Below are 17,174 nucleotides of genomic sequence, written 5' to 3'. Positions count from 1 at the left end.
CTATTTTTTCCACTTGTACTAAAGTGAAGTCTGTATTTTGTATTACTTTCTTGTTTTCTTTTGCAATACCACTTGTTCTTCTTGCTCTTTTCTATTTTAGCTGCAATCTTTGAATAACTCTTCGCTATATTTTTGGTAATTTTAGCTTTTTCTTCTACTTATATATATTCGAAGGAACAAATAATTTTATGGGGGTCAAAAAAATATTTTTTATAAAATAGTTATTTTTTCAAAAATAAAAACCATCAATTGGAAAAAACTCGTTATAACTCCTCCTTATGGTAATTCCTTTGTAAACCTTTTTATTTAAATGTATAATTGTATTAAAAGTCTAAAATTTCAGAATCGGAGGGCAGCGTCATGAAAAGTTTTGGTACGTTAGTAATCTCTACCGTCATTTCAGCAGGCTTAGTGTATTATAATATCGATTCCTTTTATAATAAATTTACATCCGGGAATACATATTACTGGGTAAACGGTATCCTAGCTGCTGGATTCCTTATATCCTTAATTATCAACATAAAAGATATCATCAAGAAAAACTACACAACTTCTGAATCAAATTAAGGAGCCTATTATGGTTCCTTTTTCTATGCAAAATAAAAAAGCAGCTGTTAAGCTACTTTGAATTCTTCTTATCCCCAAATGAAATGATATATATATTCTCCCGTTACACGTTCATTAATTCCAGCGATCCTAGCGAATCTCATTAAGTCCGCCCCTTGAAGAAAATACACCGAGATCGTAACTGGTACTTGTGACCACATGAATTGATAAAGCTCATTCACTCTCTGATTCGTCGAAACGATTAAATCATTTACAGGTCCATGATTCCATGCAGAGGTTTGAACTGAAGTGAACGGAAGGTCTTTCCCATTAACCACTATTCTTACCACACTTTGAGTTATGTCCACAACAATCCCCTCCACCATTACAAAATTTAAGCCTGTTTCTATACTCATATTCTTGATTAATAATAAATGTTTAAGGCAAACCCCTATTTTCATTTCTACTCAAAAACAATTTAAATGATTCTTCTTTATTTCTCAATATAAGGAGCTTTGGATTTTCATTAAAACTCCTGTAGTATATGAACAAAGAGTAAGGTAAGAGTTACTCTTTGCCATTTTAGGAAAGGTTCTGTTGGAAACAACAGGACCTTTTTTCGTAAAGAGATGGTTTTGTTTAATTTCTCACCACTAACCACAAAAAATATCTTATAATCGTTATATACTAAATTAAAATAATGGATTAGGAGTAGATCAAATGCCAGTTACACTAGAACTTATTCTTTTCATTCTTCTAGCAATTAGCGCTATTGGCTATTTAGTAAAAGAATTTCAAAAAACTAGGAAAAGAACACTTGGAATTTCACTAGAATTCTTGGTTCTTTTCTGGTCAATATGGAGAATATCGACTATCATAATCTGATTTGTAAAACATGAATTCCTTCGAATAAAAATCAATATTATGTCCATAATGTTGATAGGCTGTATGCCAAAATCCATTTAGTTTTCTCTGTATCTCCTTGTATTGAGCAGTTAGTTTTTGCTAGCTGCTCTTTTATTTATGAAAAAAGATAAAAATTTTTATAATGATTCTTCTTTATTTCTCAATATAAGGAGCCTTGGATTTTCATTAAAACTCCTGTAGTATATGAACAAAGAGTAAGGTAAGAGTTACTCTTTGCCATTTTAGGAAAGGTTCTGTTGGAAACAGCAGAACCTTTTTTCGTGATTTAAAGGTACTAAGACAAAATGAAATATTTACCATGAAGGTAATTGTTAAATATTTTACGCTTATACAGTATAATGGGATAGTTATTGTGTATTGGCATTAAGAGGAGCGTCCTGATTAAGCGCTTCTCTTTTTTTATAAAATAGCTCCAAATTACTTGGACACATTTACCAGTTTATTCAACACAAATATCATGTTAAAATCCCTTGTGAATACGACATAACTCAACTTGGTGAAGCCCTGTAATATTTCCTGTAGGGCTTCTTTTTTTACAAGCAGTTATTTCATTAAGCTGACTACCTTGTTGTGCAAAATAACGATTTTGTTCACTTTTTTGATACATTTATAAAACATTCATATGTTATCTTCAGTAAGTTCTATTTCCTTTATAATATTGTGTGAAGTATAACAACGAACGAAGCCTAAAAAACTCTAATGAAGTGATGAAAAAAACCTAATTTCTCTACAAAACATTGAGAAATTAGGCTTTTTAATAGAAAAAGTAGCATTCATAAACAATGAATACAGTTTAACTCTTCAATTCTATTTTCACAGATTCATATATTCTTCTAAAGTCAGTTTTTCCTTATATATATTTTCAGCAATATCTCCTACATAGCGAATATGCCAAGGTTCATATGCATAACCCGTAATACTTTCCTTCCCCTTAGGATAACGAATGATAAACCCTGCACGATGCGCGTTTTCTTTCAGCCATTTTCCTTCCTTCGTATTCGCAAAGGATAGCTCTAGTTCATTGTTCGCACTTTTAGAAGAAACATCCATCGTTAACCCTGTTTGATGTTCACTATGCCCTGGCTTTGCAGAGAAGCGATCCGTATGCTCTTGCCCTTTCTTTTTAACATTGTTGGCATACAGACCTTTTTGATACTCATAGGAACGAAATCCTGAAACAGCATTCAACTGGATCCCATCTTGCTTAGCTAAAAGGAATAGTTTTTCTAACGCTTCCGCTGCTTCTTTACGAAGATGACTCTTTTCTACCGTTCCACTAAATGAGAACGGTACATTTGGTACAACTAAATCCTCTGGCATATAGTCTTCGGGTAAACCATATTCCTTATTTACTACAGCCTGTATACTAGCAAAGGAACTTGCTATCTTATTTGAAGTCCCATTTTGCTTACTATTTTTTTCTTTATTTATGGAGTTTTCACTAGTTTCATGGTTTGTCTTATATGGTTCTTTACCAATAGATATATTGGTGTAAATGATAAAGATACCTAGCATTACTACTATACAAGTTAAGGTTCCTACTAATTTAAGTCTCATCATTCATTTCCTTCCTGCAACTCCTACTGTTACTCATTCATCATACTTCAACCATATCAAATCCATATTAATTCCTTGTGAACTTTTCTTCATAACGCATTCCTTAATAGATTGATAGTATATCTTCCCGTTCTTTTGATACCCTTAAAATATCAGCTCTATTTATACATGTAGAAAAATAATCTAAAGATTTGTATAATAAGATAAGAAGTGTAGCATTCTGTTATAGAAAGGTCTTGGTATAATGCTAGGCATTGATGTCAAAAAAACAAAAGAGGAGTTAATTATTTCATGGCAATTTGCGGAGGTCACGATTCCATTACGTGATGTGATTGAGGTTACCGAAGATGCTACCTATGCGGGTGTTGAAGAACCAAGTGCAATCCGTATCGGAACAGCATATGGGACAACTGATCGTATATTAATTAAAACTGTAAAACAAAATTATGTATTATTTACTACGAATAAAGTGTCGATTTTAAACGCAATTCACGCGTAACAATGAGTAGATAAACGCGCTTAAACAAAGTTCAAGTGAAATAAAAAGGTGCAAAGTCATAGAATTGACTTCGCACCTTTTTCTATATTTGTGAGGGTAGCATGTAATTGATGCCGCAGAAATTGGGATGCAAAATTGCATCTTTAATTCAGATATATTAATAATAAAGATGAACTGCTCAACATTTTTCTTTTAAGTTAGTATTTCAAACCCTAGCTACCTAAAGAACTCAAGTAAACGTATCTTAAATCCTTTTAAGTGGCACAAAAAGCGTCTATGTAGGCGCTTTTTGGATAAGAAAACACCTTATATGCATAAGGTGTTTTCTTATTTCATCTATCTAGAACTTCTCTATTTGAACTGTAAAATGTGGCTTGAATTTTACTTCGATTGTTTTGTTTTCTACGCCGCCTTGGACATATAATGAGTCATTACGGGTATAGATTCGTTTCGCCGAATGTATCTTGGTTTCAAATATGCATTTATTTTTGTAATACAATTGTAATTCAACAGTTTCCTCGTAATAACACATAATCATTACTAATTCAAATCCTAATTTATCTATTTTATTATATCTATATGCACCTGCACCAGGAATAAAATAATCTTCTGGTTCACTCTCGAATATTTCTAATAATTCGTATTCATCATATTGAATATTCATTTTAACAACTCCTTTCGTGAATGGGCTCAATCTACTTTATTTATAATATTCACGATTTATTAGGTACAACGGAAACAACATCGCCACTATCATTCAATACGACTCTAACATCTTTCCCATCGTATTGCCATAGACCAGGTTTATTTCCTGGTTTTTTAGTATCATGCTTAATTGTTTCTTCTACTACGCTTGTTGTTACACCTCGCGGATCAACTTTTTTTAATTCCTCCATATATTCTTTTGATCCGAATGTGTAACCATTCCTTTCAGCTCTTTCACGTGCACGCTTCGTAAGTTCTGCCCGAACCTGAATTGTATCAGGTGCCATTCTTTCAAGCGCATGTTCAGTATACTTACGCCCATCAATGACCCCTCCGCCTCTTGGCATACTCCATCCCATCTCTTCAGTTACCTTTGATACTTTTCCTAAATCCTTCGCTTTTTGTTCTAACTCACCATATTTACCGAATACACGTCCAATAACTTTAGGAGCCCCACCAAAAACAGTAGAAACGGTTCCCCATACATAGTCATTTTTGTCATACTCTCTATCAGCGAAATATTCTTTGCCGTTAATGAGTTGTAGCCCTTGTTTGATTTGCCCAATAACTGGAATGAAATCAAGTGACATCGATCCAAGTTCATTTGTACGCTTCTGTTCTGCCAAAAACTCTTCCATTTTTTCAGGTGGTACACCAAAATCTTTGAGGCGAGTAGATAAACCATCCATGTTTCCAACATTTTTAGCCATATTAGACGTATCTATTTTATAGCCTGAAATCTTATTAGCAGAGTCCATAATGTTATTGGCAGCATCTAATCCAGACATGATATCTGTATGCAAGGTTGGGAATGCTTGTTGAGCTTCTGCAACATGCGTTGAGACACTATTAATTAGTCCATCAGCCATTACCGCTTGTTTATGAAGTGATGCCCCAGCTTTTTGTATGGTAGAAAACTTGGCTTGGAGCAACGGAATTAACGATTAAACACCGAGCAGCTGCTGACTGTTTTGCTGTCCTGGAATTATTACAACAACTCAAAAATAAGCAAATAGATTAAAATACTGTAAATAGGACTAAATTATTAACATAAAAAATAAGCACATCTTGTAAAAAAACAGATGTGCTTATTTTTAAATTTTTATGCATTTTTACGTTTTAGGAAAATCACTCCACCAACAATTAACAATAATGCACCTGCAGCCATAGAGATCCAACTTGTAAGGTCAGCGCCTGTTTGGGGTAACCATCCAATTTTAGATTGAATTTCTTTCTTAGGTTGTGGTTGCTCTTTTACTTGCTCTTTAGGTTGCTCTGATGTTGGAGTATTTTTATCTTGATTCGGCTGTTCTGGTTTAGGTTGTTCCGGTTTTACCTCTTTGAATTTCACTGTTTGTCCCTTATCTTCAAATTCAGCGTGAATAGCTACTAAAATATTATCTTGATACAGTTCTTCAAATACTACTACTTCTTTACCTTGTAATGCAGAAGCATTAAATGTGAAATCTAATGTGATAGAACCATTTTTTTCTTTTGCAGTAAACTTAGATTCTACTGTTACTTCTTTATCATCAACTAATAATGGTTTGTTTGTTGCTTTATCCATTAGTTTGCCTTTTACAACGTACTCTTTACCCACGATTAAGTCTTTGTATTCCACTCTATCTTGGATTGTTACAGATTTAGAAGCGTCTAACTCTTTAGAACCATCAGCTTTGTTTGTAGCTGTTGTTTTAATGGAAGGCTCTACAAATCGAACTGTTTGACCTACATCGTTAATGTCAGCGTGAGTTGCAATTACTTGACCTTCATGCAATAAGTCTTCAAACACAACTACTTCTCTTCCTTGCTGTTCAGCACCAACGAAAGTAAAGTCTAATGTTACAAAACCATTCTTTTCTTTTGCAATGAACTTAGTCTCTGCTGTTATTTCTTTACCATCAATTAATAATGGTTTGTTAATAGCTTTGTTCATTAATTTACCTTTTACAGTGTACTCTTTACCAACAACTAAGTTAGTATACTCTACTTTATCTTGAATAGTGATAGAATCCTTTGAATGAATCTCTTTTCCACCATCAGCTTTGTTTGTAGCAGTTGTTTTTACTGATGGCTTAACGAACTTAACTGTTTGACCTTTATCATTGATATCAGCATGTGTAGTAACAACTTTTCCGTCTTTCAGTAACTCTTCGAATACTACTACTTCTTTTTCTTCTAAACCAGTTGCATCAAAAGTGAAATCTAGTGTAATAGAACCGTTTGCTTCTTTTGGTGTAAACTTAGTTTCAGCAGTTACTTCTTTACCATTTACAACTAATGGTTTATTAGTCTCTTTATCCATTAATTTACCTTTTAAAGTGTACTCTTTACCTACTTGTAGGTCTTTGTATTCCACTTTATCTTGGATTGTTACAGACTTAGAAGTGTGCATTTCTTTTGTACCATCGGTTTTATCAGTAGCTGTTGTTTTTACTGATGGAATCTTTTCATCTTTGACAATATGTTTAATGATTTGACCATTCTCTTTGATCTCAAAAGAGAATATTTCTTCATTCAATACATAACCTTTTGGTGCAACGGTTTCTTTATATGTGTATTTTCCAAATGGTAACTTTTCAAACTTCGCGATACCTTTATCGTCTGTTTTCCCTTTAACTACTTCTTTTCCTGCTTCATTATAAATAGTAAACTCTGCATTCGGAAGCTTATTGTTTCCATCAGCTACATCAACTTTTGTAATTTCTAGATTACCTTTGATAAGATGATTAACTGCTAATAGCTCAATAATTTTCCCGTGTTCCTTTATTTCGAACACAATCGGTTCTGTAATAAGAACGTAACCATTTGGAGAAGCCTTTTCTACAAATGAATATTTACCATACGCTAAATCTTTGACGTTAACTTCACCATTTTTATCTGTCTTATATTCCCCAATTACTTTCCCGCTTGCATCTTTTAGCTCGAATACTGCACCTTCTAATTTTTTACTGATATCTTCATTATCTACTTTTAGTAATTTCACACTACCTTTCACTTCTGTATTTTCCACTGTAAAAGTAAGTGTTTTATTGTGCTCTTTAATTTCAAAAGGATACTTTGTTTTATTTCCAATATATCCATTAGGTGTTTTTGTCTCTAAGAAATAATATTTACCATACGTAAGACCATCAACATTTGCAATTCCATTTTCTTTTGTTACTACTTTTTTCACTTCTTTTCCATCTTCAGTAAAGACCGTGAATTCAACATTAGGTAACATCTTACCTGAATCACTAAGTTTTTTTATTTCGATGTTACCTTTTACTTTGTTGTTTACTACTTGAACAGCTCCTATTTCCCCTGTCTTAACTTCAATAGTTTGTGGTTTATCACCTGAAACATAACCTGTTGGTGCTTTAATTTCTTTTACTATGTAGGTACCAATTGGTAGGTTATTTAATTCTGCAGTACCATCAGCACCCGTCGTGATTTTTCCAACTGATTCATTATTTGCATTAAAGACTTCAAATACTGCACCAGCTAATATTTCTCCATTTTCCCCAACCTTTTTAATTTTTAAAGAACCAGCAGCTTCCCAATTTACTGCAAGGTCACTACTAAGCTTTTCCTCATTTCTTTCTAGTAGCACTGTAGCATTCTGAACAGTATCAGTACCGCGATAAGCAATTGCTTGAACTTTAGTTAAATTTGTAGCAACACTTAGATTAAATTCACCTGTTTTTGTATCTTTAGGAATTTGGATACGGAATTTTTCCCCAAGTGAAAGCTGATCTTTCACTTCTCCATTTTCACTAACAATTTTAACTCCATTAGGTGCATTTTTCGCTACTACTTTATAAGAACCACTCTTAGCATTTGTTTGTACTGTGTATAGGTTTGTTTCAAAAAACTCACCCTTTAATTCTGCCTTTTGCTTTTCAGCAGGAATCACATTCATAAAAATATCTTGAGTATCTTCACTTGTATTTGCAGCATTAATAATTGTCTTAGCCGCTTTTTCAACATTTTTATTTTCATGCTTTAATTCATTTACATCAAGTTGACCTAATGCATTCCAAACCGCAAGCTGAGTTGCATAATGTGCTTCATTCTTATTAGCTACTCCCAGTTGTTCTATACTTTTTTGTGGGAAACCATTTAATAGAACCCTATATACTACATTATCTGTTTTCCCCATTTCAGGAAGATCTTCACCATTTGGTGATTTTAAGCCAAGAGTTAAACAATAAGCAATTTGACCGCTTGAATTTTTAATAATTTCAGTTCGAATGTACTTACCTAAACTGTTGCTATAACTCCAGTTCATTGAATACTTTTCATGCGTCATAACCTCCGCATTTGCCTTCGGTAGAAACACATTAAAGAATAATGCTAGTACTGATAATAATGCAAAAACTCTTTTAACAACTCTTCTCCCCAATTTTAAAACCTCCCTAGATAAAATGAATCCGATGTATTATTCAAATATTTAAAATAATCACAACGAAGATATTTCATATTATAAGACATAAAGTTACAAATATTATATTATTTTTACAAATTATTTATTTTCTCAACAACCACTATAAATTACAATATTAAAACATTCCATTTCACAAAAGTAACAATATTAGGATACCTTAGCAAAATAAGAAACTTGGTAAAATACTAGAATAACGGTAGTTGGAGTACGGAAACGATTCTTGGCATGAAGGACCACTACAAAGATATTTTAATATGTAAACAGATATTTTCAGATTGAATATATGTATTAATAATGAAATTTTATTGCATTTACACCTGCAATGTTTATATAAAAGATAGTAAATTATGTTTTTATAGGATTTTTTCTATTAGTTTACTGGAAATTTGCATTATTATGTGACAATAAATATCATTGTATTTAATATAAAATGATATAAAAAAAGGGGCACGTAGATAATTATTAGAACTTTCAATCAATTAATTATACTAAAATTAGTATTAAGAATATTAGTAAAAAAGTAACAACGTTATTACTAAGTTCGAATATTGGTCTAAGTACCCTAGCATCTCAATGGTAACCTCTTGAATACTTTTACGTTTTTAAATAAATTAAAATAACAAAAAAATAATAATTTTTAATTTTTTTCTTTGTAATTTAATAAGTTACATGTTAATATGGCGAAGGTTATAAAATGAATTTCGCCATACACAATGTTTTTTCGGAATATTCACTCCAGAGAAACGTAACTATTTCTGTAATTTGCTTTATCTTTTACCTATACAAGGGCTACTTTCAATTTTTTTGTTCATAAGTAAAAGTAACTTTTTATTTCTATCTTCCTCATCGATTTTAATATAAATGGTAAAAAAGCACTTTTTCAAGTGCCCTTCCTTTTCTTTTTTAAAGATAGAAAATCTAATAAAATCAAACACCTAGATTAAACACATACATACATCATCCTACTTACAAACTCTCAGAGAGGTATAAACTATGGGAATTCCTACACTATTATTAAATACATTTATTATTATTATTTGTATCCTTAGTTACCAAGTATTTTGGCTAGAACATAAAGAAAAAATGGCATGTAATAATATATTAATTTCTGTACTTTCCTCCATTGCAATTATTTTTTGTATGACTTTTCCTTTTCATTTACACGCTGGGTTCATTTATGATTTACGTTTTATTCCCATTATATTAGTTTTTCTATATGGAAATACAAAGAGCATTATTTGTATTGGAGTTTTATATCTTTCTTATAGATTTTACTTAGGTGGAAGCGGAGTCTTCCCATCATTTATTATCTTTACTATTATTTCTGTTATTACAATCATGTTTCGTTACTTGTCACCTACTTATTTCAAGGAAAAGAAGATATTATTAAGTATTCTACTTATTTTGATATGTACAACTTCCCTTTCTATCTGCGGTATTGTAACGCAAATAAATACAGGTGTTAAAATTGACTCTACTCTCATTGAATTTTTATTCAATTATATAATCATAAATATTTTCACAGTATTATTATCAGTTTATTTAATAGAAGGAATGATCGAGAAATATAAAATAAAAGAAAGAATGCAAAGAGCAGAAAAATTTTATATAGCTAGCGAACTAGCTGCATCGATCGCGCATGAAATTCATAATCCACTGACCACGGTACGTGGATTCACTCAATTACTAAATGAAGATGAGAGTGCTAAGATGTCTCAAGATAAGTACTTAGAAATTATGTTACTTGAAATGCAGCAAATACAATCTACTATTAATAACTATTTATCTTTAACCAAACCACAAAACATTATAAAAGAGGAACTAGATATTAATTACATATTAAATCAAGTGAAAGATAATATTTCACCACTCGCTCTTTCATATAATGTTGAAATAAAACAGCATATTACAACAGATTCCCTTTACATAAATGCTAATACTGAAAAATTTAAAATATGTCTAACCAACATCATACAAAATGGAATTGAGGCTATGAAAAATGGTGGCGTATTACAAATAAATATACAAAAAATAAAAGATAATATTGTAATTGATATTATTGATACAGGAATAGGAATGTCTTCCCAACAAATAAAACGTATTGCCTTGCCATTTTATTCAACAACAGAAAAAGGTACTGGGCTTGGTACTATGATTGCGTACAGTATTATTAAAGAATTAAACGGAGATATAGAGATAGAAAGTGAACTAGGAAAAGGAACACACTTTTCTATCACTATCCCCTGCTAATATAATAGAAGATTTATTTAAATGATATTATTTTGTAGCTAATATAACCATATAAAAAGAAGACGTAACTATTCGTCCTCTTTTTATATGGTTCTGGTGCAAAAATGTTAGTTAGAAACATAGAGCAGCAATTTCACAATTTATTCACAAGTACCGTTAAGCGCAAGTTTACGTTAAGTATGCTATTTGCATAATAATGTTTTCAAGAAAAAAGTAGCTGTACTTTTGTGCAGCTACTTTTTTATGCAATAAATCAGTAATAGATATTCGAGCTGCAATAAATGCCCCTTTTATACTTTGAAATGTAATTTGCAAACTACAATTTGACATAATTCTAATAGTATGAGATGTATATTTCTCCATAAAAGTAACTTATTTTTATCTCTTTTAAACAATTTATTATAGTATTTTCATCTAATTAGGCACAGAAACGTTTTGCAAAATCTTACTACTTTTTAGGAAAAACGTTTTTAGGGTACATTTTAAAATAGCTCTTTTTCTTTGAAATGTTTCTGTGCTTAATATTTAAAATATCTTATGTCAAAATTTTCCGCAACAAATATGTTAAATGATTCATAATTATATATAATATGGAACATTAAAGTTAAATATTCCGTATTATACTCTATTAAATATAGCGTATTTAATTTATTAGTAATTAATTTATTAGTCTAAGTATGAATTATAAAGTATGTTCGTTTAAAATTGTCACAATATAATTTTATATTCGACGTTTTTAATTACTCGTGAAACATTTGCAAATGTTTTAACCGTTATGTATAAGGTAAATATCCCCTCTAAATATAAGATTTACTTAATTTAGATTCTTTCTCTCATAGTAATAATGTCGAAAAAAGTCGAATTTTTATATTTTTTCTTTATTTTCTAGTTGTAAACGTTTTATTTTCATGTTACCATCTTAATCAAACATTAGATGGTAATAAAACTTAAAGTATTTCTTTCCCTTAGAGACATATAAACGTTCGGTAATACCATGAAAATAAGGCCAAAGAAATATGAGTTACCTGATAAAAGATTTAATAGGATTTTTACCGCCTTAATTTTCTGTTAATTCAGAATGTAACACTTTAACATTTTGTCCCTAAACAAACTTTAAATTTTAGTGTGGTAAACTCAAAAAGCTAAATCACCCACCAAAATTAATAAATGATATATCCTGTTATATCTAGCGATCAGTCATGAGAAATAGATTTCTTCCTAAGAAAACTTAGCCCATTAATAAAAAGTGTCTAAATTTCTATCTTTATTACCATCTATTTTTGATAACATATTTACCAACTATAAAAAAGAACCTATTGAAGGTTCTTTTTATTATAATCATTAGCACTTCAATTATTGATAATCATTGGTGTTGAATCTTTATTCCCTCACCTTATATAGTTTTCTTTTATTAACACTTGAAGACTTATTGAGGTACGGTTCTGATTTTAATTTTTTTTTATTTTTAAGCGACTAATTTCCGAATGATGGGCCATCCACAGTTTTATATCTAATAAAGAAAGAATTATGTCTGTTTCAAGTGACATTTTGCTTACCTCCTTCTCTCTTATGGGTTATGTAGATAATATATCTCTTGAATCTGGAGCCTTTAGAACACATAATGGATACCCTAAAAAATGGACTTTATTTTATCTTTATCTTATCTTTACCTTATCTTTAAATTTTTCTATTAAACTTAGCATTTAGAAAAAATTTTTCGAGTCTAAAAAAGCTGGGAAATAGAGAATTATTGAATTTTTTTAATAACCAGCCACCATTGAAAATAGGGTTTCTTGTAAAAGGAGGAGTAATATTTGAAGAATAAGAGAAAAGTACAAACTATTATATTATTCTTTATTAGTATTTTAGGGTTAGGAACAATAATCGGGATACTATATTTTAATGACAAAACCAATACTCAAAAAAATAAAGCGTTTGCTACCGAGGAACGTTTATTGCAATATGAGCCCATCATGAAAAAAGAATTAGAAAAATATAATTTGGGAGAAAAAACAGCAATTTTACTAGGAATTATGTACCACGAGAGTAGGGGTGAGGGCAACGACCCTATGCAATCTTCCGAATCACTTGGATTAAAGCCAAATGAAATCCAAGAGATAAACTTGAGCATTAAACAAGGGGTAAAGCACTTTGTTCAAATGTATAGATATGGAGAAGAAAAAGGTGTTAGCATGGATACAATTATTCAAAGCTATAATATGGGGCCAGGCTATATTGATTTTATTGCCAATCAAGAAGCTAAACAACACTCGGAAGATACAGCTAAACAGTTTTCTAAGTTGAAAGTTGATCAGAATCCAGCTACATACACTTGTGGTGGAAATAAACAAAATTTTAGATATCCATATTGTTACGGTGATTTCACATATACAACAAAAGTGAATGAAAAAGCAAAACTTATTGAAGAACGCCTCCAAAAAAATTAAAATTGTATATATTTGTTTGAAGGAGTTTTCCATTTACTTTTATATGGTTTTTCATCAACTTTTATCCCCTCTTACCATCTAAATGTATATATACAACTATCGTATCATATTTCAATTTAAATACGGCTCTAGTTACATATTTCGCAAGAAATCTATCCAGAATATAAATAAAATCACCATTTTACATGAAATAGTATCCACTTAGCGAATTCATTAGGCATAAAAATAAATGTAGATTCAATAAAAAGAGAGCACCCTCGCTATTGGTGCTCTCAATGTGAATTGGGGTTTATCCTGAGCATTGAATAGGACACGAAGAACTCGTCCTGTTACATAATATTATGCTTGTCCATATTATAATGTGCAATAAAAAAAGCACCCTCGCCCAGGCGCCAAGAGATACATATACGTTGAGGTAACTAACACGTTAGAAAAGGCCCTTCCATATCATTGTATGATTATCAATTATCTTTATACCTAGCAGACTCATTAAATACGTTTAATGTATCATTTCTATTAGTTTAACCATGCCTAATGCCCTCCAATTCATGGTTAGTATTCTAAATAGACCAACGATGTATTATAATCCTTTATATACCCAAGGAGGTTTACCATGCTTAATTTTCATAAAACATTCCCCATCTTAGGATTCTTTTGGTTTTTATATAGTTTTATCGGCATCATCTTTTTATTACTATTCCTTAGCGTATAGTAACAACGCGTATAAATAGTAGAAGATTTAATCAACCATCCAGGTATGTTTTCAATTACTTTCCAGTCGCTACGATATAATTGTAAAAACACTTCTTGTGCTAACTCTTCAGCGATAGATTGATCTTTAACAATCCATATAATCTGTTTCACAGCATAAGCATAGTACTGCTTAAATAAATCTTCAAAAGGTATATCAGAAGCATGACTTTCTTCATTTTCTATGGTTAACATGTTAGTTTAAACCTCACTTTCAATTTGATGCCTGTATTATAGAGAAACCAGAAAAACGGATTTTGTGACAGTTTTTCTGGTTATTTTTTTATTATGTACTAAAAAAAGCATTCATCTGATTAAAAGATAAATGCCAAAAGGGAAATGAAAACATAAAACTATAACTCTTGCAGTAGTTTTCTATTAATGGGGTACCGCCACATCGCTATCAAGCTAATAAAAAAGAAATGCCCCCTAGAATGAAAAAAACGCCATCCTTTCCTATGATTCTACAGAAAGAATACCGTATTTTTTCATTTTAGGGGAATAATTAATCTCTTAAGTTGATGAGCATGCAGCAAGCCCCTTTAAAGGTAATATTGTGGTACCAGGCTGCCCTCTATACTGAAAAGGTAATATCACAACTCAAACTGCTATATTTATTTCCTGTCGAATACACTCTTTTTTATTAGCACGTTTCCATAAATATATGGTGTAGAAGAATAAAATTGCAATAATAATATATGCAAAAAGCGACGAGGCTTGAACATTCCCCATAAAATTAAAGAAATTATTAAAAGCGTGGAAAGTAATGGTGATAATAATTGATTGCTTATTTACGATAAGTAAGGACAGAACAAGTCCAACTAAAAATGCATATATGATTTGTAAAATGGTATCTTTAATAGACTGCCCACCAATTAGTTGTAATAAATGGGTGATACCAAACAAAAAACTTGAAATCAAAACTGATTTTTTTATCCCCTTTGAAAACAACATTTTGAGCATAAATCCACGAAAAAAGATTTCTTCAATAAATGCAACAACAAAAAATTGCATGATAAACATAAAAAATAAGTCAGATACCGATGTAGTGAGACCTCATAAAGAAAAGACACCCTAAGGTGCCTTCCTCCGACTTGAACTACTTTAATTTAATAATATGTATTAGACATTAAGTAAACACGTCCTATAAAACAGAATCATTTATTTTCAACAGATTGTTAGTGTACAAACACAAGAGAATCGAGATCGTTTGTTTGGCTAGATTAAAGCAACGCAACGCCACACCTATATGGTTGAGATGTGTTACGCCTTCTAATCGGAGAATCAGCTTTATAGAACGTGTCCACAATTTATATTTTACTACATGTAATATTTATTTTATGTAATTTTTACAAATATGTATAATTACATAAAATTCACGAGAAAAAGAGAGTATACTTTGATATTGTGTAATAAAGATAAGGCCCACCTACGGAAATAGGTGGGTTTTTTGTTAGGCATTACTATCTCATTGCACAAAAGGGAATTTGCATTAAAATAATATCATATTCTTAGAGTTCTTATATTGAGAAAAAAGACACTCTTATGAGTGCCCCTTTTTTTAGTAACCGAATCCGCCGCTACCTCCGCCCCAACAACTACATCCTATAATGATTAACAGGATGAATAGAACGATCAGTAAAGCAAATCCGCCACCTAACTGTCTACGCTTAAAGACTAAAGTTACCTTTAGCCCTCCAAGACTCGCTACGAGCTAATGGCTAGTTCTTACTCGACAGGAATCCCACCCGTTATATGATACGACCTAGGATCGGCCGCACACCTGCCTCGTTAGTTAATATGAAAATGAAACCCAATGTCTTTCAGGCGAAAGTATAATCTTGGTTTGGAAATATACAACTGTTTGGACATAAAAAAGACCATCGAAATGATGGTCTTGCAGACTGTAGACAAATGCATAAAATAACGAATGAACCTTTCTCTGAACACTTACTTTACTTCTTTCATAAATAGTCTAACGTTTTCAGCGATTTCTTTGAATTTGGTATGGTGTAAATAATGTGATCCATCCATGGTTACTACTTTTCCATGTACCGAGTCTTTGATCTGCCCTTCATGCAGAGGTATCCATCCTGCTACATCTTCATTATTCGCTTGTACAAAGAGAAGAAGTGGAAGATATTTAGGGAAGATTAAACCTTGAGCCCCTTTAAAATTAGACGAAATATGATCCATCTCATTCAAGGTTGTGTCATTATACATGTTTTTATTCGAAATCATTTTCATTTGCTCTACGGTTTTTTCATCAAATGCCAGTCCAGCATAGGGGTCAGCACTGATTTTCATAGCCAATCTTAAGAGACCTGATTTTTTGAGATATGCAAACGTTTTTAATGGGAAATTGATATCCATACCCGGTTGTGTTGCAACACTGCTATCGATTCCGACAAATGCAGTCACCTCGTTTGGATATTTGTTCACATAATCAATTCCATAAATGCCTGTAATGGAGTGGCCCATGAGCATGTATCTGTTAATATTAAGCTGCTGTAGAGCTTCATGAACTTCACTTACCATATTCTCCGTGGTTCGCTCTTTTACAGTTTCATCACTTAATCCATAACCGAAAGGCTCTACCGCAACAACTTTGTAAAATGGAGATAATTCATCGATAAGAAGCTTAAAATCAAGCCCTGGAGTAGCTGTTCCATAACCAGGCAGGAGCACGATCGTTTCCTCGCCCTCGCCTTGAATTAACACATTCATGTTTTTCCCGTCTACAGATACGTGCTGCCCGTAGGGCACTATTCGTTTTTGCTCCGAATGACTACTCATCACATTTACGATATAAACAATACCTAAAAAAAGTACAATGACTAGAACGATTGCTCCTATGATTTTAAGTAAGATGTTTCGCACTTTCTTTATTTTCATTCCCCTCAGCATTTTCTTTTCCTCTTGTTGTGTCACTTTCATCTTCTCCTGTCCTGATCTGTTTGCCTTCCTTCATGTGCCTGTAATGAAAACTTAACCAATGAAGATGTACTCACCATGACGACAATATGAACTGAATATGAACTGCCAAAAAAAAATGCTACAGCTCTAT

The 17,174-nt window shown here is 31.7% G+C and carries 11 protein-coding genes and 4 pseudogenes; 5 read left to right on the top strand and 10 right to left on the bottom strand.

What is annotated here, in order from left to right:
• Positions 1–360 precede the first annotated feature (360 nt).
• Complete coding sequence (locus MHH66_RS09785; RefSeq protein WP_000834521.1) at positions 361–567, top strand: hypothetical protein; 207 nt, start codon at positions 361–363, stop codon at positions 565–567.
• 68 nt (positions 568–635) lie between these two features.
• Here the strand turns inward: MHH66_RS09785 and MHH66_RS09780 are convergent, their stop codons facing one another.
• Together MHH66_RS09780 and MHH66_RS09775 are read right to left on the bottom strand one after the other, a co-directional pair.
• Positions 636–1,007 (bottom strand): hypothetical protein, encoded by a 372-nt coding sequence (locus MHH66_RS09780; RefSeq protein WP_002084333.1) that lies wholly within the window; start codon positions 1,005–1,007, stop codon positions 636–638.
• Positions 1,008–2,286: 1,279 nt separating this feature from the next.
• Complete coding sequence (locus MHH66_RS09775; protein WP_033709884.1) at positions 2,287–3,030, bottom strand: M15 family metallopeptidase; 744 nt, start codon at positions 3,028–3,030, stop codon at positions 2,287–2,289.
• 244 nt (positions 3,031–3,274) lie between these two features.
• Between MHH66_RS09775 and MHH66_RS09770 the strand changes: the two genes are divergently transcribed.
• Entirely contained in the window at positions 3,275–3,529 is a 255-nt protein-coding gene (locus MHH66_RS09770) for a SunI/YnzG family protein (protein ID WP_002128348.1), read from the top strand.
• A 340-nt stretch (positions 3,530–3,869) separates the two neighbouring features.
• On the opposite strand, the gene MHH66_RS09765 is transcribed toward MHH66_RS09770, so the two are convergent.
• Together MHH66_RS09765 and MHH66_RS09760 are read right to left on the bottom strand one after the other, a co-directional pair.
• Positions 3,870–4,193 carry a hypothetical protein gene (locus MHH66_RS09765; protein WP_002185308.1) on the bottom strand — a complete coding sequence of 108 codons (324 nt, stop codon included), beginning with the start codon at positions 4,191–4,193 and terminating at the stop codon, positions 3,870–3,872.
• A gap of 49 nt (positions 4,194–4,242) precedes the next feature.
• Positions 4,243–5,103 (bottom strand): hypothetical protein, encoded by an 861-nt coding sequence (locus MHH66_RS09760; RefSeq protein WP_078185411.1) that lies wholly within the window; start codon positions 5,101–5,103, stop codon positions 4,243–4,245.
• 53 nt (positions 5,104–5,156) lie between these two features.
• Between MHH66_RS09760 and MHH66_RS09755 the strand changes: the two are divergent.
• Positions 5,157–5,255 (top strand): annotated as a pseudogene (locus tag MHH66_RS09755) (3'-5' exonuclease); the annotation flags it as partial.
• Positions 5,256–5,336: 81 nt separating this feature from the next.
• Here the strand turns inward: MHH66_RS09755 and MHH66_RS09750 are convergent.
• Entirely contained in the window at positions 5,337–8,618 is a 3,282-nt protein-coding gene (locus MHH66_RS09750) for a VaFE repeat-containing surface-anchored protein (RefSeq protein ID WP_078185410.1), read from the bottom strand.
• A 1,035-nt stretch (positions 8,619–9,653) separates the two neighbouring features.
• On the opposite strand from MHH66_RS09750, the gene MHH66_RS09745 reads away from it, so the two are divergent.
• Positions 9,654–10,910, top strand: a complete 1,257-nt coding sequence (locus MHH66_RS09745) for an ATP-binding protein (protein WP_063217447.1) — start codon at positions 9,654–9,656, stop codon at positions 10,908–10,910.
• Positions 10,911–11,078: 168 nt separating this feature from the next.
• Here MHH66_RS09745 and MHH66_RS09740 read toward each other — a convergent pair whose 3' ends face one another.
• Positions 11,079–11,273, bottom strand: a complete 195-nt coding sequence (locus MHH66_RS09740) for a hypothetical protein (protein ID WP_033732005.1) — start codon at positions 11,271–11,273, stop codon at positions 11,079–11,081.
• Positions 11,274–12,724: 1,451 nt separating this feature from the next.
• Between MHH66_RS09740 and MHH66_RS09735 the strand changes: the two genes are divergently transcribed.
• A complete protein-coding gene (locus tag MHH66_RS09735) occupies positions 12,725–13,357 on the top strand; it encodes a lysozyme family protein (protein ID WP_002035240.1) in 633 nt (210 codons plus the stop codon).
• Positions 13,358–14,086: 729 nt separating this feature from the next.
• Here the strand turns inward: MHH66_RS09735 and MHH66_RS09730 are convergent.
• The 4 genes and pseudogenes from MHH66_RS09730 to MHH66_RS09715 all read right to left on the bottom strand — a co-directional run.
• Positions 14,087–14,302, bottom strand: a pseudogene (locus tag MHH66_RS09730) (hypothetical protein); the annotation flags it as partial.
• Positions 14,303–14,707: 405 nt separating this feature from the next.
• Positions 14,708–15,157: pseudogene (locus tag MHH66_RS09725) on the bottom strand (CPBP family intramembrane glutamic endopeptidase); the annotation flags it as partial.
• Between the two features lie 511 nt (positions 15,158–15,668).
• A pseudogene (locus MHH66_RS09720) lies at positions 15,669–15,764 on the bottom strand (YjcZ family sporulation protein); the annotation flags it as partial.
• Between the two features lie 293 nt (positions 15,765–16,057).
• Positions 16,058–17,038, bottom strand: a complete 981-nt coding sequence (locus MHH66_RS09715) for an alpha/beta hydrolase (RefSeq protein ID WP_063217446.1) — start codon at positions 17,036–17,038, stop codon at positions 16,058–16,060.
• Positions 17,039–17,174 lie beyond the last annotated feature (136 nt).

It is taken from the genome of Bacillus sp. FSL H8-0492, assembly GCF_038006145.1.
Taxonomy (GTDB): Bacteria; Bacillota; Bacilli; order Bacillales; family Bacillaceae_G; genus Bacillus_A; species Bacillus_A mycoides.
Note: the sequence above shows the minus strand (reverse complement) of the source record. Positions and strands in the feature narration are given on the sequence as shown.